Genomic DNA, 22,093 nt, shown 5'->3' with positions numbered 1-22,093 from the left:
CGCCCGATGTTCGGGGTAGATTCGTCCGAATTCCTGCTGATCGCCGTCGTCGCGCTGGTGGTGATCGGACCGAAAGACCTCCCCAAGGCGATGCGCGTCGTCGGCTATTGGGTCGGCAAGGCGCGCGGCGTCAGCCGGTCGTTCCGTCAGGGCTTCGACAACATGGTCCGCGAGGCCGAGCTGGAAGAGATGGAAAAGCGCTGGGCCGCCGAGAATGCGCGGATCATGGCGGAACATCCCGCCAGTGCGGATGCGGAATCGATCGCTGCCGGCGAACCGGTGGCCGATGTCGGCGGGCCTGTGCATGACGCACCGGCGACGGATACGGCCGGTCACCCGCATGACGGGCATGGCGAACCGGTGATGGTCGAGAAACCGGTCGTCGCGCCGGCCAGCGAGCATCGCCCCGCCCCGCAGCCCGACAGCACCCCGTCATGAGCGAACCCGCGATCGATAACGAGATCGACGCCAGCCGCGCGCCGTTGCTCGATCATCTGATCGAACTGCGCCGGCGGCTGCTCTATTGCATCGCGGCGGTCGTGGTCGCGTTCGGCGTCAGCTATTATTTCGCCGAGGACATCTTCGCCTTCCTCGTCCAGCCGCTGCTCCACGCTGGGCAGAAGACGGTGATCTATACCCAGCTGTTCGAAGCGTTCCTGGTGAAGGTGAAGGTCGCCTTCTTCGCGGCGATGATGATCTCGTTCCCGGTGATCGCCAACCAGCTGTGGCAATTCGTCGCCCCTGGCCTCTATCGCAAGGAAAAGCGGGCGCTGCTGCCCTTCCTGCTGGCGACGCCGCTGCTGTTCATCTGTGGCGCGGCGCTGGCCTATTACATGGCGATCCCGATGGCGCTCCACTTCCTGCTGGGGTTCCAGGGGGATGTCGGCGGCGTGCACCAGCAGGCGCTGCCGGCGATCGGCAATTACCTGTCGATCGTGATGCAGTTCCTGTTCGCGTTCGGCATCGCGTTCCTGCTGCCGGTGCTGCTGATGCTGCTGGAGCGCGCGGGCATCGTGACCCGCAAGCAGCTGATCGGGGCGCGGCGCTACGCGATCGTCGGCGCCACCGCGATCGCGGCGGTGCTGACGCCGCCCGACCTGATGAGCCAGGTGCTGCTCGCGATCCCGCTGATCCTGCTTTACGAAATCGCGATCATCGGAATCTGGTTCACCGAGCGCAAGCGCGCGAAGGATGCCGGGACCGACATCGTCGAGGCCTGACCCACCGCTCCCACGACCTGCCGCATCACGAAAAAAGGCCCCCGCTCGGGAGAGCGGGGGCCTTTCGTCAGCCGGGTGAGGCTGTATCGCGTGCTTACTTGGCGTCGTCCGCGGTCTTGGCGACGGTGTTGCCTGCCGACTTCACGTCCTTGCCCACGCCTTCGACCGTGTTGCAGGCGCTGACCATGAGCGCACCGGCGACGACGACCAATCCGAGAACCTTACGCATAGAACCTCCTGAAGCATGAATGCCACCAACGGAATGATCGACCGCGCCATTCGTTCCGGTTGCGCAACTCATCGCATCCACGGGTGCGGCAGGCCATCGGTGGCGCCGAAAAGTTAAAGGCCCGAAAGCGTCACCGGGGGGGGGAGGGTGATAGCTTCCGGGCCTATGTCGTGGACCGCGAGAGCGGGGGGGCATAAGGTCGCGATCCGTATTGCATAACTCCGCGATTTTCGTCCGGTTCCGCGGCGCGCCATTTTTTTGGGCGCCATCGTCGCTGGCGGGATTCGCGTCAGTCGCGGCCGAGGATCGCGATGGCGATCTCATAGGCGCCGGTCATCGGATCGTGGTGCAGCGGCGCCCGCAACTGGCGCGACAGGCCCTCGATCACGCGCCCGTAGCGGGTCGACAACAGCGTCTCCAGCGTCTCGCTCGCAACGAAGGCGCGCGACACGACGCGCAGCCGCGCCTTCTTGTCGTCGTCGCCCGCCTTCACCGCGACGCGGATCTGTGCCGCCGGATCGCAGTTCATCGCGAGCTCGATCGTTTCGGTGACGAGGAAGGCGACGGCAACCGCCACGTCCTGGTTGACCATATAGGGATCGATATCGAGCGCGATCGACAGGCTACTCGCACCCTCGGGCGCGGTCGCGCGGATGTTGGAGGCGAGCTCGCCGATCACCGAGCGCAGGTTGAGCCCGCGGTTGTCCTCCATTTCGGCAAAATGGTTGCGATGCACGACGGCCAGCGCATCCACGCGGCGCTGGATCGACGCATAGGCGGCGGTCGCGTCGGGGCTAGGGGCGCCGCGCGCGTGGAAGTTGATGAGGCTGGAGATGACCTGGAGGTTGTTCTTGACGCGGTGATGCACCTCGCGGGTCAGCTTGGTCTGGCGTACCACCGCCTCCGCCAGCCCCGCCTCGTGCAGCGCCACCGTGCGGCTGATCGCGCGGAAGGTGTCGCCGAGTTCGCGGATTTCCTGCGCGGGGAGCGGCCCCAGCCGGCCCGGATCGATCACCTCGCCCGGCGTGTAGGAGGCGACGCTGGCCCGCAGCAGCCGCAGCGGCCGGATCAGCAGCCGGTCGACGATGAACCACGACAGCCCCGCCGCGGCCGCCCACATCAGCAGCGGCAACATCAGGGCGACGAGGAAGGACGAGGTGATCGGCGCGCTGCGGATGCTGGTGCGCAGGGTCAGGCCGCCGAGCGCCAGATCGTTCTGCACCGTCTCGATCCGGTCGAGCGGTCCGAGATCGGGGATCGTCGCCAGTTCGAGCATGTCGTCGTCGTGCACCAGCGCGCTGGCGAGCGGCATCGCGCGACTGGCGGGGGCGGTGAGATGGGCGAGGAAGCGTTGCGGGAAGAAGGCACGGGCGCTCGGCCCGCGAGCGGGGCCCACCACCGACAGGATCAGGCCGCGCCCCGGGATGATCGCCGCGCCGACCGGTGTGGTCGTATCGACCGCGATGTCGCTGTCGAGGGGCTCACCGCAGAGTAACCGGCCGCTGCGGTCGACGATCGAAAAGCGGGTGCCGGTGGTCGCCTGCTGCGCGAAGACGCCTTGTGCGCGCGCGCAGCTCGGGGCGTCCGCGGCATCGGCGCGCAAGGCGCCGACCGCGACGCGCAGCGCGTTCATGTCGCCGACGAGCTCGATCGCGATGCTGCGCGCGCTTTCGTTGGCTGCGATCCGCAGCCGCGCCCGCGCCTCGGCATCGGAGGTCCGGCCGGTCTGCAACGTCGCACCGATCGCGATGAGCGCGAGCAACAACAACGCGACACTGAGCGTGATGAACAGCTTGGCGCCGGTCGGCAGGCGGGACAGGGCCGATACGGGCGCCATGGCGGCGCGGCGGGTGGAAGAGGCGGCGTCGAAGGTGGAGGCCATGCCCCCTGCTAGGCGAGCTTGTTCAGCAGGTCGAGCATTTCGTCAGGAACGCTTTCCTCGATCGTCCGCTGATAGGCGGAGCGCAGGGCCGCGCCCATGTCGCGATCCTTGCTCTGAACCTTGGCAGGAGACTTCTTGGAAGACGTTTTCCTATCCTTGTCGCTGGGCAGTTCCAACATGTCCCCCTGGGTGGCCCGCATGGTCCGGGCAGTCGACGCAATACCAAAGGGGCCGCTTTCAGCGAAGCGGTTTGCCCATTCAATCGCCGATGAAACCAAAGCGGCCTTCGTTGGTTCCCTTGCCGCGCGAAAATTCCGCAGGTCCGAGGGGGCGGGTGGGTTCTTCGACAAACACCGTTGCAAAGCCGCGGACGCACGCACAGATCAGGCGTCCGCTCAGTATCTTCAGGGAGTGAACACGACCCATGTCGCTTGGACAGCAACTCGCACCGCATCTTCCCTTCCTGCGGCGCTACGGCCGGGCCCTGACCGGCAGCCAGAATCAAGGCGACAAATATGTGCGCGCCACGCTGGAAGCCATCGTCGCCGCGCCCGACCAGTTTCCGCGCGACGTCGATCCGCGGCTGGGCCTCTATCGCATGTTCCAGGGCATCTGGGCGTCGGCCAACGCCGACGGCGAAGAGCAGACGTCGCAGAGCGATGCCGAGGGGACGGAGGCGGTCGCCCGCGCGCGGCTCGCCCGCATGACGCCGCTGTCGCGGCAGGCGCTGCTGCTGACCGCGATGGAAGGCTTCACGCCCGAGGATGCGGCCTATCTGATCGAGGTCGACACGAGCGAGGTCGACAGCCTGGTCGCCGAGGCGCTCGCGGAGATCGAGAAGCAGACCCGCGCGCGCGTCCTCATCATCGAGGACGAACCGATCATCGCGATGGATATCGAGACGATCGTTCGCGACCTCGGCCATGAGGTCACCGGCGTCGCGGTGACGCGCGACGAGGCGGTGGCGCTGGCGATGGAGGACCGTCCGGGTCTGGTGCTGGCCGACATCCAGCTCGCCGACGACAGTTCGGGGATCGACGCGGTGAAGGACATCCTCGCCGAATTCGAGGTTCCCGTCATCTTCATCACCGCCTTCCCCGAGCGCCTGCTCACCGGCGAGCGGCCGGAGCCGACGTTCCTCATCACCAAGCCGTTCCAGCGGTCGACGGTGAAGGCGGCGATCAGCCAGGCGCTGTTCTTCGACCAGGCGACGATCCCGGCCGCGGTGGCCTGACCCGCCACGCCGCGGGAAAAGTTACGGACCCAAAACGGACTTCGGGGGTTTCACGATCATGGCTGATCCGAATGAAACGGTCCATGTGACCACCACCGAGGCCCGTGCGGGCGCAACGCCGGGCGTCATGCGCTACGTGCTCGGCATTTCCATGGTGCTCATCATCGCGATCTTCGCCTTCCTGCTCCTGCGATAGGCCCGCATCAGCCGTATCACTGGCAATTGCCGGCGTGGACTCCTATCTTGCCGCATCAGGCGGCATCGATGTCCCCGGCTTCGAACGGATTTGCATGACCCAGACCGCTCCGCGTGACGACGATTACGAACCTAACGACGCGCCCGTGGAGCCCGTCGAGCACGTTGCCCTGTCCGATCCCGAATTCAAGAAGCAGCTGGCGCAGGTCATTCCGCACTTGCGCGCCTTCGGGCGCTCGCTGTCCGGCAGCCGCGACCTCGCCGACGATCTCGTGCAGGAAACCTTGCTGAAGGCATGGGCGGCGCGCCAGCGGTTCCAGGCCGGCACCAACATGCGCGCCTGGACCTTCATCATCCTGCGCAACCTGTATCTGTCGCAGATGCGCCGTGCGCGCTTCAAGGGCGAGTGGGACGATCTGGTCGCCGACCGCATCCTCGCGGCGCCCGCGAGCCAGGATCGCCATGTCGAACTGGGTGACATGCAGCGCGCGCTGCTGCATCTGCCGCAGCCGCAGCGCGAGGCTTTGATCCTCGTCGGTGCCGGCGGCTTCGCCTATGAGGAAGCCGCGGAAATCTGTCAGGTCGCCGTCGGCACGATCAAGAGCCGCGTCGCGCGCGGCCGGGTCGCGCTGGAGAATATCCTCAACGACGGTTCGCTGCCGTCGCGGCGCGAGCATGAAACCGACGTCAACAAGACGGCGCTCGATACGATCATGGGCGAAGTCGACGAACTCAGCCGCGGCCACTAGGCGCCGCGGCGGGCGATCAATGCGCTACCCGGTCCAGCCGCCGCACCAAGACAGCGATATCCTCGGGCATGTGCGTGCAGCCGAAGGCATTCCGCAGCGCGTGGCCGAGCGTATCGGTCGCGCGCGGCCCGCGGACGACGTAACCCCCGGGGCGGGTCGTGGTGGCGGGATGCGTGTCGGCGGTCATGATGCTGTCAACGACCGTCCGGGCGAAACGTTGCGCCGGCCGTGACGATGCGAATCCCGATGCTGCACGCCGCGATCGACCGGGCCCGCGCCCACGCCCCCTTTCTCGCGATGCTGCTCGATCGGGAACCCGCGCTCGCCGAGCGCCTTGCGGCGGGCGTGCTCGACCCGGCCTACACGCTTGCGACGCCCGACATGCCGGTTGCGCGCCAGTTGCGGCTCGACCGGCGCGCGCTGGCGCTGACCGTGGCGATCGGCGACCTTGCCGGCGTGATGGACCTGACCGCGGTGACGCACGCGCTCACCGATTTCGCGGACCGCGCGCTCGACCGGGCGATCCGCGCCGCGATCGAGGAGCGCACGCCGGGCGCCGAACCGCAGGGGTTCGCCGGAATCGCGCTGGGCAAGCAGGGCAGCCGCGAACTCAATTATTCGTCCGACATCGACCCCATCCTGATCTTCGACCCGCGAACGCTGCCGCACCGGGCGCGCGAGGAACCCGAAGAGGCGGCGGTGCGGATCGCGCGGCGTGTCGTGGAACTGCTCCAGGCGCGCGACGGCGACGGATATGTGCTGCGCGTCGACCTGCGGCTGCGGCCATCGCCGGAGGTGACGCCGATCGCGCTGCCGGTCGGCGGCGCGATCGGCTATTACGAAAGCCAGGCGCTGCCATGGGAGCGCGCGGCGTTCATCCGCGCCCGCGCCGCGGCGGGCGACCGGGCGCTGGGTGCATATTTCCTGGACGCCGTACGCCCGTTCGTGTGGCGGCGGGGGCTCGATTTCGGCGCGGTGCGCGAAATCCGCGACCTCTCCCACCGCATCCGCGATCATTACGCGAGCGGTCAGGCGTTCGGTCCCGGATACGACCTGAAGCGGGGACGCGGCGGCATCCGCGAGGCGGAGTTCTTCGCGCAGATCCACCAGCTGATCCACGGCGGCCGCGATCCCGCGCTGCGGGCGCCCGCCACGCGCGACGCGCTGGCGCGACTGGCCGCGGCCGGCTGGATTGCCGATGCGCCGGCGGAGGCGCTGATCGAATCCTACACGCTGCTGCGCACGATCGAGCACCGCGTCCAGATGGTGGACGATCGCCAGACGCACACGCTGCCGACCGGGGCGGCGCTCGACGGGGTGGCGCGGCTGCATGGACTGGAGGACGGTCCGGCGTTGCTCGCTCTGCTGCGTGCGCCGGTGGCGCGCGCCGGCGGGATCTACGACGCGCTCGACGAGGGGCGATCCGCGGGGTTGCCGCAGGAGACGGGGGCGCTCGCCACGACGCTGCACGCCGCGGGTTTTGCCGACGGCGAGGGTGCGGCGGCGCGGATCGCGGGGTGGCGGACGGGCCGCTACCCCGCGTTGCGCAGCCAGGCGGCGCGCGACGCGCTGGAGGCGGTGCTGCCGGTGCTGATGCCCGCGCTGGCCGGCGCGCCCGATCCCGCCGCGGCGCTGCTGCGGCTCGACCGGCTGCTCGAACGGCTGTCGAGCGCGATCAACATCCTGCGGCTGCTGGAGGCGCGGCCGGCGCTCGCCGCATTGCTGGCGACGATCCTCAGCCACGCCGCCCCGCTCGCCGATGCGCTCGCCACGCGGCCCGAACTGATCGACTGGCTGATCGACGCGAGCGCGTTCGAACCCCTCGGCAGCATCGACGGTCTCGTCGCCGAGATGCGCGCCGGCGACGCGCGCGACTATCAGGCGACGCTGGACCATGTCCGGCGGCTGGTCGGCGAGAAGCGGTTCGCGCTCGGATCGCAGATCGTCGCCGGCGCCGCCGATCCGCTGGAGGCCGCGGCCGGCTATGCGCGGCTGGCGGAGTCGGCGATCGAGGTCCTCGCGGCGGCGACCGTCGCCGAATTCGCGCAGGCGCATGGACGGGTGCCGGACAGCGAGCTGGTGATCGTCGCGTTCGGCCGGCTGGGCGGCGGCGCACTGACGCATGCCAGCGACCTCGACCTCGTCTACCTGTTCACCGGCGATTTCGCGGCGGAGTCGGACGGCGCGAGACCCCTGGGGGCGACGCTCTACTACAACCGGCTGGCGCAGCGGATCACCGCCGCGCTGTCGGTGGCGACCGCGGCGGGGCCGCTCTATCCGGTCGATACCCGGCTGCGACCATCGGGTGCGCAAGGACCGATGGTCGTGTCGGTCGAGTCCTTCGCCCGCTACCAGCGCGCAGAAGCCTGGACGTGGGAGCATATGGCGCTGACCCGCGCGCGGCCGGTCTTCGGGTCGGCGGGGGCGCGGGCGGCGGTGGCGGGAGAGATCGCGGCGGTGCTGGCCGGCGCGCGGCCGGAGCGCGACCTGACCGCGGATGCCGCGACGATGCGGGCCGAAATGGCGCGACACAAGCCGCCGACCGGGCCGCTCGATGCGAAACTGTCCGCCGGCGGGCTCGTCGACCTCGAATTCACCGTCCATCTCGCACAGTTGCGCCACCGCACCGGGTTCGATCCGGACCTTGCCGGCGCGATCCGGGCGCTGGTCGATGCGGCGCTGCTGCCCCCCGGTCTGGCGGCGGCGCACGACCTGCTGACGCGGCTGCTCGTGGTGCTGCGCCTCGTCGCCCCCGATGCCGCCGAGCCGCCGGCGGCGACCCGCGCACTGATCGCACGGGCGTTGCGGCTGGCCGACTGGCCGGCGGTGCTTGCCGCCTTCGCCGCGACCCGGCAGGAGGTCGAGGCCGCCTGGGCGGCGATGACGGGAGAGTGAGATGGACGTTGGTGCGCGCATTCCGCCGGTGACGGTGACCCTGCCGGACGGCGACGCGCTGGGGCTGGCCGACCTGTCGTTCCCCGCGGTGATCTATTTCTATCCCAAGGACGACACGTCGGGTTGCACGCGCGAGGCGCAGGACTTTTCCGCGCTGGCGGACGCCTTCGCCGCGGCGGGCGCCACCGTGCTGGGGATCAGCAAGGATTCGCCCGCGAGCCACGGCAAGTTCGCCGCCAAACACGCGCTGACCGTGCGTCTTGCCAGCGACACGGACGGCAGCGCTTGCGACGCGTTCGGCGTCTGGGGCGAAAAGCAAATGTACGGCAAGACCTATATGGGAATCGAGCGCGCGACCTTCCTGTTCGGCGCCGACGGAACGCTGGTCGAAGCGTGGCGCAAGGTGCGCGTTCCCGGCCATGCCGATGCGGTGCTGGCGGCGGTGCGCGTGCTGTAGGACCGGAGTAGGCCGCGCGATCAGTTGCCGAGGACGATGCTTCCCTTCGCATGCGTCGGGTCCGCCGCGGTCAGGTCGAGGCGGAAGGGCTTGTGCTCGTCGGTCGTGCCGCTCAGGCCCGCTCCGTCGCGGTGCAGCGCGAAGCCCGCCTTGCCGAGGCGCCGTTCGAACCAGTCGCGGACCTGTTCGGGGGTGGCGGGGCTGGTGAAGCGGACGCGCAGCCCGGCCCGGCTGCGGTCCGCCGCCCCCACGTCGACGGCTTCGATCGTCGATCCGGGATACAGGTGGACGCCGTTGAGATCGAAATCGTTCGCGTCGAGCTGGAGCCGGGGCAGCTTGATCTGGCCCGAAAAACCCGGAACCGCGATCTTGACCTCGCCCGACCGGCCGTCGACCGCCGCCAGCGTATTGCCGCCATCGGTGTTGATCGACACCGACGTCCCCGTCCCCGACCGGTCGCAGGCGGCAAGCGGCAGGGCGAGCGTGGCGGCGGCGAACAGGAGCGTGCGGGTCATCGGCCATCCCATCGTGTATTGATCGTACAATACACGTAGGCGCTTGCGATCCCTGGCACAAGCGGGGTTACGGATGCGGACGCTTGACGGTAGGACGGCCGGATCGTGACCCGTCCAGCTTCCCTTTCCGCGTCGGCGCCGTCCGCCGTCTCGCCCGACCATGCCTCCGGGCCGGCCGGCGCGCCGATCGGCTTTGCCGAATTCGTCGCACTGGTCGCCGCGCTGATGTCGCTCGCCGCGCTCGGCATCGATTCGATGCTGCCCGCGCTCCCCGCGATGGGTGCCGCCCTGGGCGTCGCGACGGAGAACCAGCGGCAGTTCATCATCACCGCCTTCGTCCTCGGCTTCGGCATCGCGCAGCTCGTCCACGGACCGCTTGCGGATCGCTACGGGCGGCGGACGGTGCTGCTGTTCGCGATCGGCGGCTATGCGATCGCCAACGTCGCCTGCGCGGTGTCGGCGAGCTTCACGCTGCTGCTCGCCGCGCGGGTGTTCGGCGGCGCGATGGTCGCCGCGACGCGCGTCGCGACGGTGGCGATGGTGCGCGACTGCTATCACGGCCGGGCGATGGCGCGGGTGATGTCGATCGCGTTCATGGTGTTCATGATCGTCCCCGTGCTCGCTCCCGCCTTCGGCCAGACCGTGCTGCTGTTCGCCGACTGGCGCGGCATCTTCTGGGTGATCGGCGGGATCAGCATGGGGATGTGGGCGTGGCTGTACCTGCGCATGCCCGAAACGCTGCATGCGGACGCGCAGCAGCCGCTGTCGGTGGCGCGGATCCTGTCGGGCTGGCGACAGACGCTCGGCGACCGCTGGTCGCTCGGCTACACGCTGGCGTCGACGTCGCTGATGGGCGCGCTCTACGGCTATCTCAACTCGGTGCAGCAGATCATGTTCGACACGTTCGGCAAGCCGCGCCTGCTGGCCGTGATGTTCGCGCTGACCGCGATGCTGATGGCGGCGGCGAACCTGACCAACGCCCGGCTGGTGATGCGGCTGGGCACGCGGCTCATCAGCCACAGCGCGCTGACGCTGCTGGTCGTGCTGAGCGCGCTGCACCTGTCGCTTGCGCTTGCCGGGTTCGAGACGCTGGTCGGCTTCGTCGTGTTGCAGGCGCTGACGATGGGGTGCTTCGGTCTCGCCACGTCCAACTTCTCGTCGATGGCGATGGAGAACATGGGCGCGATCGCCGGCACCGCGTCGAGCGTGCAGGGCTTTACCAGCGTCACCTTCGGCGCGGTGATCGGCGTCGTCATCGGCCAGGCGTTCGACGGCAGCACCGCGCCGCTCGCCGCGGGGTTCCTGATCTGTGGCGTCGTCGCGCTCGCGATCGTCGCGGTGACCGAGCGTGGTCGCCTGTTCCACCCGGTCTGACGCACCGCGACGGAACCGCCGCCGCCATCCCGCCGTTCGCATGCCACACTAATGGAGGTTGTGATGGGTGGACATCAGGTCATGGGCCACGGGTCCGGCGACGACGGCTACGACGAGGAAGGTTATGACGAGAGCCAGCGCGCCGAGATCCTGGAGGCGACGCGCAACGGCCCCAGCGACGGGCTGGTGCTGACCGACCTCGACCCCGATCTGGGCGATGCCGACGTCGAGGAGGACTCGATCGACGAACTCGACATGGATTCGGAGGAGGTCGGCGACACCGACGCCAGCGTGACCATGGACGAGGACGACATGGACGAGGACGATGCGCAGGACGATTTCGACGGCGGCACGACCGACGACGAGACGCTGCGTGACGCGGACGATGCGGCGCTGCGCCCCTGACGCGCGGGCGGACGGGATGACGGGGGCGGGGCGGCATCACCGCTGCGCCTCCCGACGCGCGTGATGACGGTGCCGCCGTTGCGGACGGTGCTGCTGTCCCTGTGTCTGGCCGGCTGTTCCGATGGTCGGACCGATGATGCCGGGAACGCTGCGAGCGATTCATCGCCTGCGCCTGTTCGCGCCGCCGGTCGTGCTCCGGTTGCCGTACCGCCCGCGGTGGCACCGGCTCGCACGATGGCGACCGCGCCGGCCGAGACGGCCGACCCCGCGGACGTGGTGCGCCGCTATGCCGCCGCCATCTCGGCGCAGCGCTACGCCGATGCCTGGGCGTTGTGGGAGGGGCAGGGCCGCGCCTCCGGCATGACGGAGGCGGCGTTCGCGGCGAGTTTCAGGAAATATGCGGCCTTCAATGCTGCCGTCGGGACTCCTTATGATGCCGATGCCGGCGCGGGACAGCGCTACGTCACCGTCCCGGTCGTCGTCACGGGCACGCTCGTATCCGGCGCACCGTTCCGCATGCAGGGGCCGATCGTCCTGCACCGCGTCGCCGACGGGATCGACAGCGACGATCCCGAGGCACACGCATGGCGTATTCGCAGCAGCGATATGAAACCACGGCCTTCGGTTCCCAAACCGTCCGGGCAATGAATGGCGGTTTTGCGCCGTTCCGTTCATCGGGGCGACAGGAACTGTGACCGGAAAAGCACAGGTTCAACCCATTCCGGACAATTGAACGCGTGCGGTGCAACAAAGCCGCGAATGCGCGGTTTGGACGGGCCTGGGCTGATCGACGATGCGTCGTCGTCGCCCCTGTTGAGGCAATACAAGGTAATCACACATGCGTAAGCTCGCCCTCGCGGCCGCCGTTGCGGCCGCGTCCTTCGCCGTCCCCGCCGTCGCCCAGGACATGTCGACCACCGGCACGACCGACGCCGCCGTCGCCGCACCGGCGCCCGCCGAAGCGCCCGCCGACACCGGTCCGCGCGCACCCGACGGCACCCGCGCCTTCGGCATCGAGCCCTATGTGGCGGTGATGGGCGGCTGGGAGCAGTTCGATCGCCAGGCGGTCGCCGGTATCCCTGCGCAGCCCAAGGGCTACAACCTCGACGGCGCGCTGGTCGAAGGCATCGTCGGCTTCAACGTGCCGCTCGGCCCCGTGTTCGTCGGCGCCGAAGGCGCGGTCGCCAAGGGCGTGTCGGGTGACATCGACTGGCAGTACGGCGCCTATGGCCGCTTCGGCCTTCGCGCCGGCGAGAGCGGCCTGTTCTACGGCAAGGTCGGCTACCGCTGGAACAACTTCAACAACTTCGCGCCGGGCGTGTCGGGTGACCTGAACCGTGACTATCACGCGACCGTCTATGGCATCGGCGCCGAAGTCGGCCCGAGGGACATCGGTCTCGGCGGCCTGACCGGCAATTCCGGCCTGCGCCTGCGCATGGAAGTGTCGACCTTCGACGACGCGCACAGCTTCCGCCCGATGGCGGGTGTCGTCGCGCACTTCTGATCGGTTCCCGTCAGGGCAACAGGGAAGGGCGGGTCCGCGCAAGCGGCCCGCCCTTTTCGTTGGGACCGCGTGCCGGGGCTTCCTATATCGGCCGCGATGGTCGGACGGGTGAAGCGCAAGGCCGGGCTGGCGGAGGCGGCGGCGCGCGCGGCACGGGAGTTGCCCCCGGCGACCTGCGCATTGTGCGGGCGGCCGCTCGGCACGAGGGTGGAATGGCACCATCTGGTCCCGAAGTCCGAAGGCGGGCGCGTAACCGCGCCGGTGCATCCGATCTGCCACCGCACCATCCACGCGACGGTGCCGAACGCGCTGCTGGCCCGCGACTACGCCGATCCTGCGGCGCTGCGCGCGCATCCCGACATCGCGCGCTTCCTCGCCTGGATCGCGGACAAGCCCGCGGACTTCCATGTCCCGGTGCGGCGGCGGCGCTGACCCGGCGGCGGATCGGGACGCATATCGGAAGGTCGCGGACGTCGCAGCGTCACGGAGCGCGCCCGGGCGGCGGTGTGGGGCGGGCGCCGAGCGCCGCGGCCGGATCAGCCGTCGATCAAATTGGCGACCGTCGCGAGATCTGCGGCATCGGCGGCGCCGCCGTCGGCGTCGGTCGTCGCGCCGCCGTTGCCGGCGGGCGCCGATACGGCTACGTCGTGGGCGAACCAGAGGATGCCCCCGGCCCAGAGCAGCGCCGCCCAGCGGCTGCGGAAGAGGCGGGGGTTGGGCAGCATCGCGGCGAACCTTGCACGGCCCGCGTTGCCGGTGCGTTGCGGGGGATGGTTAAGCGCGCGATCGGCGGGCTTGACGGGAGATCGATCAGGTGATGTGATACCGTTACATATCGAGGAGACGATCGATGCCACGCCAGCGTGCCTTTGCTCCCGCCGCCGCCCGCCTTGCCGGGGCGGACGATTCCCACGCGCCTTTGTCGCAGCTCAACATCACGCCGCTGATCGACGTGTTGCTGGTGTTGCTGGTGATGATGATCCTGACGCTGCCGACCGTCCTGCACAAGGTGACGGTCGACCTGCCGCAGGGCAGCGCGCCGCCGTCGGAGACGGTGACGCACCCGCTGGTGCTGGCGCGCGACGGCGGCGTGACGCTGGACGGCGCGGCGCTGGGCGACGCGGCAATGCCGGCGCGCTTCCGCGCGCTGAAGGCCGACCCGGCGGCGCTGCTGGTCGTGCGAACCGACCCGGAGGCGCGCTACGACCGCTTCGACCGCGTGCTCGCCGAGGTAAAGCGCGCGGGGATCACGCGGCTGGGGTTCGCGGGGAATGAGGCGATGGTGGAGTGAGGGTGACTGCTATGCCGCCGACCGGATCAGCGCGCCGGCCTCGTCGAGCCGACGGTAGAGGCTGTCGGCGGACAGTTCGAACCCGTTGGGCCAGGCCAAGGCCCCGGCTTCGATAAAGGCGCGTTTGAAATAGGCCGGGTCGCCGAGCGGACGTGTCATGCTGGTATCGCGGGCGATAAGGTCCGCTGCCGACCAGGCCGCCGCGGACCCATCCGAGAAGACGAGTGACACGGTCGAAGGACCGGCCACGGCAAGGTACACGATCTTAATCATCGAGGTCCGCTCCTGCGATCATCTCCAGCGGTTCAAGCGCCACGCCGCGCTGCCAGTTTGCCATAAGCTCGGCCCTATGGTCGAGCGCCCATTGGCTTACGATCTTGGCGGCTTTGCGAGGCAAGTTCCCCTGCGTGATCTCACCGTCCGCGATCCGCACGAACGCCTCGAAGCCTTGGTAGCTGGCGTGGAAATGCGGCGGGGGGTGATCGTCGAAATACATCCGGATCACGATGCCGAAGAAGAGGGAGATGACGGGCATCGGTTACGTCAGATTTCCATTGGGGATCATTGTATGATTACACCAAGCCAAAGACGTGCGCTAATTTCGTTCCGGCTGCCGGGCCGGAGCAATCTAGTGGCTTGGGGTTATCGGCGTCTGGGTGGCGGTGGAGGCATGGGTAGAGCTGCCGATCTTTGAATATTCGTATAGCAGCCCTCTCTCCGTTTCGGCGGCCAAGGCGAAGACTAGGGATTTGCGACCAGCTTCAATAAGGTATGTCTGGTCCGCCATCATCGTCTTGTAGCACTCGTCTGGATCACGTCCATCCAACATGTGCCATGCTGGATGGACGTGATCGTCAGACGCGATCATGGTCGTTACTCCGCCGCCACGCCGGCCCGCGAGAACATGTCGCCGCTGTCCATCCCCAGATCCTGCGCCACGGGGCGGACGATCTTCGCCTTCTGGCGCTTGTCGAACGAATCCCAGACGTCGTTCCACTGGCCCTTGGTCGCGGCCTTCGAATATTCGGTGGCGCGCTGTTCGAAGAAATTGGCGTGCTCGACGCCGTTCAGCATCGGCGCGAGCCAGGGCAGCGGGTGCTCGTCGATCATGTAGATCGGCTTCAGGCCCAACTGGCCCATCCGCCAGTCGGCGATGTAGCGGATGTACTTCTTGATCTCCTTGGGCGTCATGCCGTTGACCGGGCCCATCTCGAACGCGAGGTCGATGAAATTGTCCTCGAGCCGGATCGTGGTCTGGCAGACGTCGGCGATGTCGTCTTTCACCGCCTTGGTCAGGCACTGGCGCTCCTGACAGAAGGTGTGGAACATCTTGATGATGCCCTCGCAATGCAGGGATTCGTCACGGATCGACCAGGTGACGATCTGGCCCATGCCCTTCATCTTGTTGAAGCGCGGGAAGTTCATCAGCATCGCGAAGCTGGCGAACAGCTGCACCCCCTCGGTGAAGCCGCCGAACATGGCGAGCGTGCGGGCGATGTCCTCGTCGCTGTCGACGCCGAAGTTCTGCATATAGTCATGCTTTTCCTTCATCTCGGCATATTCGAGGAAGGCGCCGTACTCGCTCTCGGGCATGCCGATCGTGTCGAGCAGGTGGCTGTAGGCGGCGATGTGCACCGTCTCCATGTTGCTGAACGCGGTCAGCATCATCTTGATCTCGGTCGGCTTGAACACGCGGCCGTATTTCTCGTGGTAGCAATCCTGCACCTCGACGTCCGCCTGGGTGAAGAAGCGGAAGATCTGGGTCAGCAAATTGCGTTCGTGGTCGCTGAGCTTCTGCGCCCAGTCGCGGCAATCCTCGCCCAGCGGCACCTCTTCGGGGAGCCAGTGGAGCTGCTGCTGACGCTTCCAGAATTCGAATGCCCAGGGGTATTCGAACGGCTTGTACTGCTTGGAGGCTTGGAGGAGGGACATGGGGATTACTCCGGGTGGATATCAGGAAAGGGGGGGAGACGGGACGCTCCACTGCCACATGGCGTGGGCGGAGAAGGCGAGGACGATGGCGAGGCTGACCGCCATGATGCCGACCATGCGATAGACGTAGACGCGCGCGGGCGGCTGCGGCCGGCGCAATTGCAGCAGCAGCCACGCGCCGCCGAGCCCGAAGACCGCGGCGACCGCGAACATGACGAGGCTCTGCCACGGCATCAGCCGACGCGCCCCGTATCGCTGCGTGCATCCATTTGGCAGGCGGCTCGTTTCACCGCCGAACCCATTACAGGAGACGCAGCATGCACGACCATAGCAACATCAAGGAGCATATGACGGTCATCGGCGCCGACGGCGTCCATGTCGGCACCGTCGACCATGTCGATGGCGAGCGCATCAAGCTCACCAAGACCGATTCGCCCAGCACCCAGGACGGGCAGGGCGGCAAGCACCATTACCTGCCCGCCGGCCTGGTCGCGGAAATCGAGGGCGATACGGTGCGCCTCAGCGCCACCGCGCAGAACGCCGTCGACATGTTCGAAGAGGCGGAGTGATCCGTCCTTTCCCTCTCCCCCTGGGAGAGGGAGGGAGCGCCCGTCAGGGCGCGGAAGGGTGAGGGTGAGTTGGTTCACGCCAGCTCGCCCTTTTTCTGTTCGTGGTCGCCCTTATCCTTCCCACACGGCTTTGCCGTGCGGGCCCCTGCCTTCTCCCCAAGAGAGAAGGAGATTTGTGCGATGACGCCTTCCAGATTCGTCATCACGTCATTGTTGGCGAAGCGGATCACGGAAAAGCCTTGACGGTGGATGAAGCGGGTGCGGGCGGCGTCGTGTTCGGAGGTGGCGGCGTGGGTGTCGCCGTCGACCTCAATGACGAGGCGTTCGGAGAAGCAGAGGATGTCGGCGCGATATGGGCCGACGGGAGCCTGGTGGCGCCATTTCAGGGTCGGAAAGGATTCGCGGAGGGCGCGGAGCAGGCGGCGTTCTGGTTCCGGGGCGTTCTTGCGAAGCGTGCGCGCATGCTGGACGGTGCCCGAGGGTTGGTCCTGATAGAGCCGCATGTCACCCTCACCCTTCCGCCGCTGCGCGGCTCCCTCCCTCTCCCGATGGGAGAGGGATTGGGTCGACCATTCCCTCTCCCATTGGGAGAGGGAGGGAGGCCCGCAGGACCGGAAGGACGAGGGCGACCCGACCCGTCACCTCACTGGCACGCCAGACATTCGTCATAGTCCGTCGTCTCGCCGATCTCGAATTTGGGCGCGCTGATCGTATTGTCCGCCTCGACGCCGCCGCTGCCGGCGAAACCGGCACGCTGCACCGACTTGGACCGCAGGTAGTAGAGCGACTTGATGCCCAGTTCCCACGCGCGGAAGTGGAGCATCAGCAGGTCCCACTTCTCGACGTCCGCCGGGATGAACAGGTTCAGCGACTGCGCCTGGTCGATATAGGGCGTGCGGTCGCCGGCGAGTTCGAGCAGCCAGCGCTGGTCGATCTCGAAGCTGGTCTTGTAGCAGTCCTTTTCCTCGGTCGAGAGGAAGTCGAGGTGCTGGACCGAGCCGCCATGTTCGAGGATCGAGCTCCACACCGCCTCGCTGTTCTTCGACTTTTCGTTGAGCAGCTTTTCGAGATACGGGTTCTTGACCGAGAAGCTGCCCGACAGCGTCTTGTGCGTGTAGATGTTGGCCGGGATCGGCTCGATGCAGGCGCTGGTGCCGCCGCAGATGATGCTGATCGACGCGGTCGGCGCGATCGCCATCTTGCAGCTGAACCGCTCCATCGCGCCGGTGTCGGCGGCGTCGGGGCAGGGGCCGCGCTCGATCGCGAGCTGCATCGACGCCTCGTCCGCCTGGCTCTTGATGTGCTTGAACATGCGCAGGTTCCACGACTTGGCCATCGCCCCCTCGAACGGCAGCCCGCGCGCCTGGAGGAAGGAGTGGAAGCCCATGACGCCGAGGCCGACCGAGCGCTCGCGGCCCGCGCTGTAGGCGGCGCGCTCCATGCCCGGCTCGTGGCGGTCGATGTAATCCTGCAGGACGTTGTCGAGGAAGCGCATCACGTCCTCGATGAACCCCTTCTCGTCCTTCCACTGGTCCCACGTCTCGAGATTGAGGCTCGACAGGCAGCAGACCGCGGTCCGGTCGTTGCCCAGATGGTCGACGCCGGTCGGCAGCGTGATCTCGCTGCACAGGTTCGAGGTCGACACCTTCAGCCCCAGCTCGCGATGATGCTTGGGCATGTTCGAATTCACGTGGTCGGCGAAGACGATGTACGGTTCGCCGGTCTGGAGCCGGGTCTCGACCAGCTTCTGGAACAGCGAGCGCGCATCGACCGTCTGGCGGATCGCCTGGTCCTTGGGGCTGCGCAGGTGCCATTCCTCGCCGTTGCGGACGGCTTCCATGAACGCATCGGTGACGAGCACGCCGTGGTGGAGGTTCAGCGCCTTGCGGTTGAAATCGCCCGAGGGTTTGCGGATTTCGAGGAATTCCTCGATCTCGGGATGGCTGATGTCGAGATAGCAGGCGGCCGAGCCGCGACGCAGCGACCCCTGCGAAATCGCGAGGGTGAGCGAATCCATGACGCGGACGAAGGGGATGATGCCGCTGGTCTTGCCGTTGAGGCCGACCGGCTCACCGATCCCGCGCACGTTGCCCCAATAGGTGCCGATGCCGCCGCCGCGCGAGGCCAGCCAGACGTTCTCGTTCCAGGTGTCGACGATGCCGTTGAGGCTGTCGGGCACCGAATTGAGGTAGCAGCTGATCGGCAGGCCGCGGCCGGTACCGCCGTTGGACAGCACCGGCGTCGCCGGCATGAACCACAATTGCGAGATATAGTCGTACAGGCGCTGCGCATGCGCGGCATCGTCGGCATAGGCCGAGGCGACGCGGACGAACAGGTCCTGATAGCCTTCGCCGGGCAGCAGGTAGCGATCGTTCAGCGTCTCCTTGCCGAAATCGGTGAGCAGCGCGTCGCGGCTGTGGTCGACCTCGACCGGATAGGGGCGCGCGCGGACCGCCTTGCTGCCGGTGCCGACGGCTTCCGTCGCTGCGCTGGTGGTGCTCGCCTCGCCGGTGGTGGCTTCGATCGTATCGCTCATTGCTGCACCCTGCGTGTCCCTGAAGTCCATCGAAACCGCTCCTTCGTTCTCTAAGTGTTCGAATCGGCGGCGTAATTCATACTACCACCGCGGCGGCCCGGCCGGGAGAACAAAATGAGCACATCGCGGTGTCGCGCCATGCCCGGCGACGATGACCCATATGGGGATCGCGCCCGTCCACTACCAGCAATTGGGTCCGCCCCCGAACTCAACCCCCACAAATTGTGGCAAAGCGCTGCGGCAGGCAAGCGGTTAATCGTGTGGCGGGGGTGCGGGTGGCGGTCGCCCGACGGCCGATCCGGCGGCGGCCCGCGAACGACGCGCGGACTTCTGCGGGTTACGCAAAGCGCAAGGGAACAGCGCGGGAACGAAAATTTTTTGGACGGGCGCCGGCGCGGTGCGGGTCGATCCGAAAGGGACGTGTCTGCGGTCCGATCGCGTCGCCGTCAGGCGCTGCGGCGCTGGACCCGGCCCGGCTGGTGATTGAGGCGGTCGAGGTTGAACGGGTGGTCGAACTGCAACCCGGCCTTGCCGTCGTGCGCCCAGGCGATCCGCGCCGCGAACATCTGGTCCTCGACCAGTTCGATGAGCACGTCGAGCCCCACCGCCTCGCCGTCGACGTCGATGCCGTCGACCATCACGCCGCTGGTCGAGATGTTGCGGATCCGCACGTCGCCCTCGTTGTGGCCGATCGCCATCCGTGCCGACCGCAGCATCTTGGTGCGCGGCGACCGGCTGACCTTGTGGCCGACCGGCAGCGCCTGGACGCCGCCCAGCTGGACCAGCACGTCGGCGGCGGCGACGCCGCGGCCGTAGACGAACCCCTGGATATGGCTGCACCCCAGGTCGCGGACCAGGTCGATCTCGTCCTGGATCTCGACGCCCTCCGCGGTCGTCTCCATCCCCAGCGTATCGGCGAGCGTGACGATGGCGCGGACGATCGCGGCATTGCGGTTGCCCGGCTGCGCGGCGCCGCGCACGAAGCTCTGGTCGATCTTGATCTTGTCGAACGGCGCGGTGCGCAGATAGCCGAGCGAGGAATAGCCCGTCCCGAAGTCGTCGAGCGCGAGGCGGACGCCGAGGCCCTTCAGCGCCCTGAACATCGCGTCGGTCGATCCCGATTCGTCGAGGAACACGCCTTCGGTGATCTCCAGCTCCAGCCGTTGCGGGGCGAGGCCGCTGTGCGCGAGCGCGGAGGCGACGATCGTCGGAAAGGCGGGATTGGCGAACTGGATCGGCGACACGTTGACCGCGACGCGGACGCCGTGCGGCCACCCTGCCGCCGCGTCGCAGGCGGTGCGCAGCACCCATTCGCCGATCGCCTCGATCAGCCCGCAATCCTCGGCGACCGGGATGAAGTCGCCGGGCGAGATCATGCCGCGCGTCGGATGCTCCCAGCGCAGCAGCGCCTCGTAGCCGACGATCCGCGCATCCGCGGTCGACACGACCGGCTGGTAGACGAGCGCGAACCCGCCTTCGCCGAGCGTCGCGCGCATGTCGTCCTCGAGCACCTTGCGGCTCTTCGCCCCGGCGAGCATCTCGTCCGAATAGAAGCGATGGACGCCGCGCCCGTCGGCCTTGGCGGCATAGAGCGCGAGGTCGGCGTTGCGGATCAGCTCCTCGGCGTCCTCGCCGTGGTGTGGTGCGATCGCGATGCCGATCGAACAGCCGATCGATACCGACGCGCCGGCGATGAAATAGGGCTGCGACAGGCCGGCGATCAGTTCGCGGGCGAGGCCGGCCAGCGTGTCGCGATTGTCGAGGCCGGGCAACAGCACCTGGAATTCGTCGCCACCCAGTCGCCCGACGAGGCCGGCATCGCCGACCACCCGCTCCAGCCGCTGCGCGACCTGCTTGAGCAGGGCGTCGCCGGCCTGGTGGCCGAGCGTGTCGTTGACCGCCTTGAACCGGTCGAGGTCCATCAGGAACAGCGATGCGGGGCGATAGGGGCCGGACTGCTGCTGTTGCAGCGTCTTGTCGAGGCTGTGGCGCATCCGCTGGCGATTGGCGAGGCCGGTCAGCCCGTCGAACAGCGCGAGCCGGGTGATCTCCGCATCCGACTTGCGCTTTTCGGTGAGGTCGCTGCCCGAACCGATGAACCCCTGGAACCGGCCGAGCTCGTCGACCACCGGACGGCCCGAAATCGACCACCAGCGATCGGGCTCGACGTCGGGCGCGGCGGTATCGGCGGCGCACACCGTATAGTCGGAAAAGGACGTCCGCGACGACAGGTGAAAGGCGAGGGTGCGCTCGGTGCCCGGCGTGACGCTGTCCATGCGGAACAGGTCGGTCAGCGGCCGGCCGACCGGCTCGACGCCGCCCGACCGCAGCGCGACCGCGACCTTGCCCGAGATATACGACAGCCGGCCGTGGCGATCCGATTCCCAGAACCAGCCGGTGCCATGGCCTTCGAATTCGGCGATCATCTTGGCCGCGAGCCGGCCTTCGCTCGCCTCCTGCGCCAGCGCGCGCGCGGCGTCCGCGTCGCGGCGCGCGAGGCGCAGCGTCGCGACGGCGAGCCCGGCGAGAAACAAAGCGGCGATCAGCGACGGCAGCATGCCACCGGACAGGATCGGCAGGATCAGGACGAGCCCGACTGCGAAGCCGAACGTGGCGATGCGGATCGGATTGAGCGCGACGACGGTCAGGCCGATCGCGCCGGCGGCGGCGACGAAACATCCGATCTGCAACGGTCCGACCGGCAGTTCAATCGATTGCCATACCAGCGACAGCAAGGCGGCGGCGATCCCGCTCGCCGCCAGCGTCAAGAGCCGGATGCGGACGTGCGGCGGCTGTCCGCGCAGCCGCGCGGTCGCCAGCGCGGCGTAGGACACGAGCGCAGGCAGCGTGGCGATCGCCGCGACGATCGCCATGTGGATCGGCGAGGCGGCGGCAGGCATCGCGCAGGCGGCGGCGAACAGGATGGCACCGGCTAGCGCCTGCGCCGCGAGGGCCAGTGGCCAGATCGCCGCGACCTCGGCCAGCCGCGCGGCATGTGCCTGCGCGTCGACCTCGCCCTCGTTTTCGCGCAGGCCGAGAACCGGCAATATCGCCCGCCGGGCGATGTCCGCGTTCGTCGGCGTGCGTGCGACCCTCTGCGTCATGG

Annotated in this window: 26 protein-coding genes and 1 pseudogene; 14 read left to right on the top strand and 13 right to left on the bottom strand. The window is 68.1% G+C overall.

The window, feature by feature from the left end; genetic code table 11:
- The first annotated feature begins 6 nt into the window (after window positions 1–6).
- Both tatB and tatC read left to right on the top strand, forming a co-directional pair.
- On the top strand, window positions 7–438 hold the full coding sequence (gene tatB / locus LPN01_RS17070; RefSeq protein ID WP_262829626.1) for a Sec-independent protein translocase protein TatB: 432 nt from the start codon (window positions 7–9) through the stop codon (window positions 436–438).
- The gene (gene tatC / locus LPN01_RS17065) at window positions 435–1,220 is read left to right on the top strand and encodes a twin-arginine translocase subunit TatC (protein ID WP_262829625.1); all 786 of its coding nucleotides are present in this window, start codon (window positions 435–437) and stop codon (window positions 1,218–1,220) included. The genes tatB and tatC overlap by 4 nt, the downstream gene beginning before the upstream one ends.
- A 94-nt stretch (window positions 1,221–1,314) precedes the next feature.
- Here the strand turns inward: tatC and LPN01_RS17060 are convergent, their stop codons facing one another.
- The 3 genes from LPN01_RS17060 to LPN01_RS17050 form a co-directional block, all read right to left on the bottom strand.
- On the bottom strand, window positions 1,315–1,449 hold the full coding sequence (locus LPN01_RS17060) for an entericidin A/B family lipoprotein (RefSeq protein ID WP_262829624.1): 135 nt from the start codon (window positions 1,447–1,449) through the stop codon (window positions 1,315–1,317).
- Between the two features lie 289 nt (window positions 1,450–1,738).
- Window positions 1,739–3,286, bottom strand: a complete 1,548-nt coding sequence (locus tag LPN01_RS17055; RefSeq protein WP_262829650.1) for a sensor histidine kinase — start codon at window positions 3,284–3,286, stop codon at window positions 1,739–1,741.
- Between the two features lie 53 nt (window positions 3,287–3,339).
- Window positions 3,340–3,609 (bottom strand): NepR family anti-sigma factor, encoded by a 270-nt coding sequence (locus LPN01_RS17050; RefSeq protein ID WP_262829623.1) that lies wholly within the window; start codon window positions 3,607–3,609, stop codon window positions 3,340–3,342.
- 146 nt (window positions 3,610–3,755) lie between these two features.
- Between LPN01_RS17050 and LPN01_RS17045 the strand changes: the two genes are divergently transcribed.
- From LPN01_RS17045 to LPN01_RS17035, 3 genes are all read left to right on the top strand, one after another.
- Window positions 3,756–4,565, top strand: a complete 810-nt coding sequence (locus LPN01_RS17045; RefSeq protein WP_262829622.1) for a response regulator — start codon at window positions 3,756–3,758, stop codon at window positions 4,563–4,565.
- Window positions 4,566–4,623: 58 nt separating this feature from the next.
- Entirely contained in the window at window positions 4,624–4,761 is a 138-nt protein-coding gene (locus LPN01_RS17040) for a hypothetical protein (RefSeq protein ID WP_262829621.1), read from the top strand.
- 94 nt (window positions 4,762–4,855) lie between these two features.
- Window positions 4,856–5,509 (top strand): sigma-70 family RNA polymerase sigma factor, encoded by a 654-nt coding sequence (locus LPN01_RS17035; protein WP_262829620.1) that lies wholly within the window; start codon window positions 4,856–4,858, stop codon window positions 5,507–5,509.
- Window positions 5,510–5,525: 16 nt separating this feature from the next.
- On the opposite strand, the gene LPN01_RS17030 is transcribed toward LPN01_RS17035, so the two are convergent.
- Window positions 5,526–5,696, bottom strand: a complete 171-nt coding sequence (locus LPN01_RS17030) for a hypothetical protein (RefSeq protein ID WP_262829619.1) — start codon at window positions 5,694–5,696, stop codon at window positions 5,526–5,528.
- A gap of 38 nt (window positions 5,697–5,734) precedes the next feature.
- On the opposite strand from LPN01_RS17030, the pseudogene LPN01_RS17025 reads away from it, so the two are divergent.
- Window positions 5,735–8,404 (top strand): annotated as a pseudogene (locus tag LPN01_RS17025) (bifunctional [glutamine synthetase] adenylyltransferase/[glutamine synthetase]-adenylyl-L-tyrosine phosphorylase); the annotation flags it as partial.
- Window position 8,405: 1 nt separating this feature from the next.
- Window positions 8,406–8,861 carry a peroxiredoxin gene (locus LPN01_RS17020; RefSeq protein WP_262829617.1) on the top strand — a complete coding sequence of 152 codons (456 nt, stop codon included), beginning with the start codon at window positions 8,406–8,408 and terminating at the stop codon, window positions 8,859–8,861.
- Between the two features lie 20 nt (window positions 8,862–8,881).
- On the opposite strand, the gene LPN01_RS17015 is transcribed toward LPN01_RS17020, so the two are convergent.
- The gene (locus tag LPN01_RS17015) at window positions 8,882–9,376 is read right to left on the bottom strand and encodes a hypothetical protein (protein ID WP_262829616.1); all 495 of its coding nucleotides are present in this window, start codon (window positions 9,374–9,376) and stop codon (window positions 8,882–8,884) included.
- A 105-nt stretch (window positions 9,377–9,481) separates the two neighbouring features.
- Between LPN01_RS17015 and LPN01_RS17010 the strand changes: the two genes are divergently transcribed.
- From LPN01_RS17010 to LPN01_RS16990, 5 genes are all read left to right on the top strand, one after another.
- Window positions 9,482–10,750: a multidrug effflux MFS transporter gene (locus tag LPN01_RS17010; RefSeq protein WP_262829615.1), complete on the top strand. Its 1,269-nt coding sequence runs from the start codon at window positions 9,482–9,484 to the stop codon at window positions 10,748–10,750.
- Between the two features lie 63 nt (window positions 10,751–10,813).
- Window positions 10,814–11,155: a DNA primase gene (locus LPN01_RS17005; protein ID WP_262829614.1), complete on the top strand. Its 342-nt coding sequence runs from the start codon at window positions 10,814–10,816 to the stop codon at window positions 11,153–11,155.
- A gap of 234 nt (window positions 11,156–11,389) precedes the next feature.
- Entirely contained in the window at window positions 11,390–11,803 is a 414-nt protein-coding gene (locus tag LPN01_RS17000) for a hypothetical protein (protein ID WP_262829613.1), read from the top strand.
- A 190-nt stretch (window positions 11,804–11,993) separates the two neighbouring features.
- Window positions 11,994–12,659, top strand: coding sequence for an opacity protein (locus tag LPN01_RS16995; RefSeq protein ID WP_262829612.1), 666 nt, complete (start codon window positions 11,994–11,996; stop codon window positions 12,657–12,659).
- Window positions 12,660–12,767: 108 nt separating this feature from the next.
- Entirely contained in the window at window positions 12,768–13,091 is a 324-nt protein-coding gene (locus LPN01_RS16990; RefSeq protein WP_262829611.1) for an HNH endonuclease, read from the top strand.
- Window positions 13,092–13,195: 104 nt separating this feature from the next.
- Here LPN01_RS16990 and LPN01_RS16985 read toward each other — a convergent pair whose 3' ends face one another.
- The gene (locus LPN01_RS16985; protein ID WP_262829610.1) at window positions 13,196–13,384 is read right to left on the bottom strand and encodes a hypothetical protein; all 189 of its coding nucleotides are present in this window, start codon (window positions 13,382–13,384) and stop codon (window positions 13,196–13,198) included.
- A gap of 125 nt (window positions 13,385–13,509) precedes the next feature.
- Between LPN01_RS16985 and LPN01_RS16980 the strand changes: the two genes are divergently transcribed.
- Complete coding sequence (locus LPN01_RS16980; RefSeq protein WP_262829609.1) at window positions 13,510–13,950, top strand: ExbD/TolR family protein; 441 nt, start codon at window positions 13,510–13,512, stop codon at window positions 13,948–13,950.
- Window positions 13,951–13,959: 9 nt separating this feature from the next.
- On the opposite strand, the gene LPN01_RS16975 is transcribed toward LPN01_RS16980, so the two are convergent.
- The 4 genes from LPN01_RS16975 to LPN01_RS16960 form a co-directional block, all read right to left on the bottom strand.
- Complete coding sequence (locus tag LPN01_RS16975) at window positions 13,960–14,223, bottom strand: DUF2442 domain-containing protein (RefSeq protein ID WP_262829608.1); 264 nt, start codon at window positions 14,221–14,223, stop codon at window positions 13,960–13,962.
- A complete protein-coding gene (locus LPN01_RS16970) occupies window positions 14,216–14,485 on the bottom strand; it encodes a DUF4160 domain-containing protein (protein WP_262829607.1) in 270 nt (89 codons plus the stop codon). Before LPN01_RS16970 ends, LPN01_RS16975 begins: the two co-directional genes overlap by 8 nt.
- A gap of 338 nt (window positions 14,486–14,823) precedes the next feature.
- Window positions 14,824–15,882: a ribonucleotide-diphosphate reductase subunit beta gene (locus LPN01_RS16965; RefSeq protein ID WP_262829606.1), complete on the bottom strand. Its 1,059-nt coding sequence runs from the start codon at window positions 15,880–15,882 to the stop codon at window positions 14,824–14,826.
- Between the two features lie 21 nt (window positions 15,883–15,903).
- The gene (locus tag LPN01_RS16960) at window positions 15,904–16,116 is read right to left on the bottom strand and encodes a hypothetical protein (RefSeq protein WP_262829605.1); all 213 of its coding nucleotides are present in this window, start codon (window positions 16,114–16,116) and stop codon (window positions 15,904–15,906) included.
- 83 nt (window positions 16,117–16,199) lie between these two features.
- Between LPN01_RS16960 and LPN01_RS16955 the strand changes: the two genes are divergently transcribed.
- A complete protein-coding gene (locus tag LPN01_RS16955) occupies window positions 16,200–16,451 on the top strand; it encodes a DUF2171 domain-containing protein (protein ID WP_262829604.1) in 252 nt (83 codons plus the stop codon).
- A 74-nt stretch (window positions 16,452–16,525) separates the two neighbouring features.
- Here LPN01_RS16955 and LPN01_RS16950 read toward each other — a convergent pair whose 3' ends face one another.
- From LPN01_RS16950 to LPN01_RS16940, 3 genes are all read right to left on the bottom strand, one after another.
- Window positions 16,526–16,954, bottom strand: coding sequence for an endonuclease domain-containing protein (locus tag LPN01_RS16950; RefSeq protein WP_262829603.1), 429 nt, complete (start codon window positions 16,952–16,954; stop codon window positions 16,526–16,528).
- A gap of 140 nt (window positions 16,955–17,094) precedes the next feature.
- Window positions 17,095–19,017 (bottom strand): ribonucleoside-diphosphate reductase subunit alpha, encoded by a 1,923-nt coding sequence (locus tag LPN01_RS16945; protein WP_262829602.1) that lies wholly within the window; start codon window positions 19,015–19,017, stop codon window positions 17,095–17,097.
- A gap of 416 nt (window positions 19,018–19,433) precedes the next feature.
- On the bottom strand, window positions 19,434–22,091 hold the full coding sequence (locus tag LPN01_RS16940; RefSeq protein WP_262829601.1) for a putative bifunctional diguanylate cyclase/phosphodiesterase: 2,658 nt from the start codon (window positions 22,089–22,091) through the stop codon (window positions 19,434–19,436).
- Between the last annotated feature and the right edge of the window lie 2 nt (window positions 22,092–22,093).

It is taken from the genome of Sphingomonas sp. A2-49 (assembly GCF_025548555.1).
Classification (GTDB): Bacteria; Pseudomonadota; Alphaproteobacteria; order Sphingomonadales; family Sphingomonadaceae; genus Sphingomonas.
Note: the sequence above shows the minus strand (reverse complement) of the source record. Positions and strands in the feature narration are given on the sequence as shown.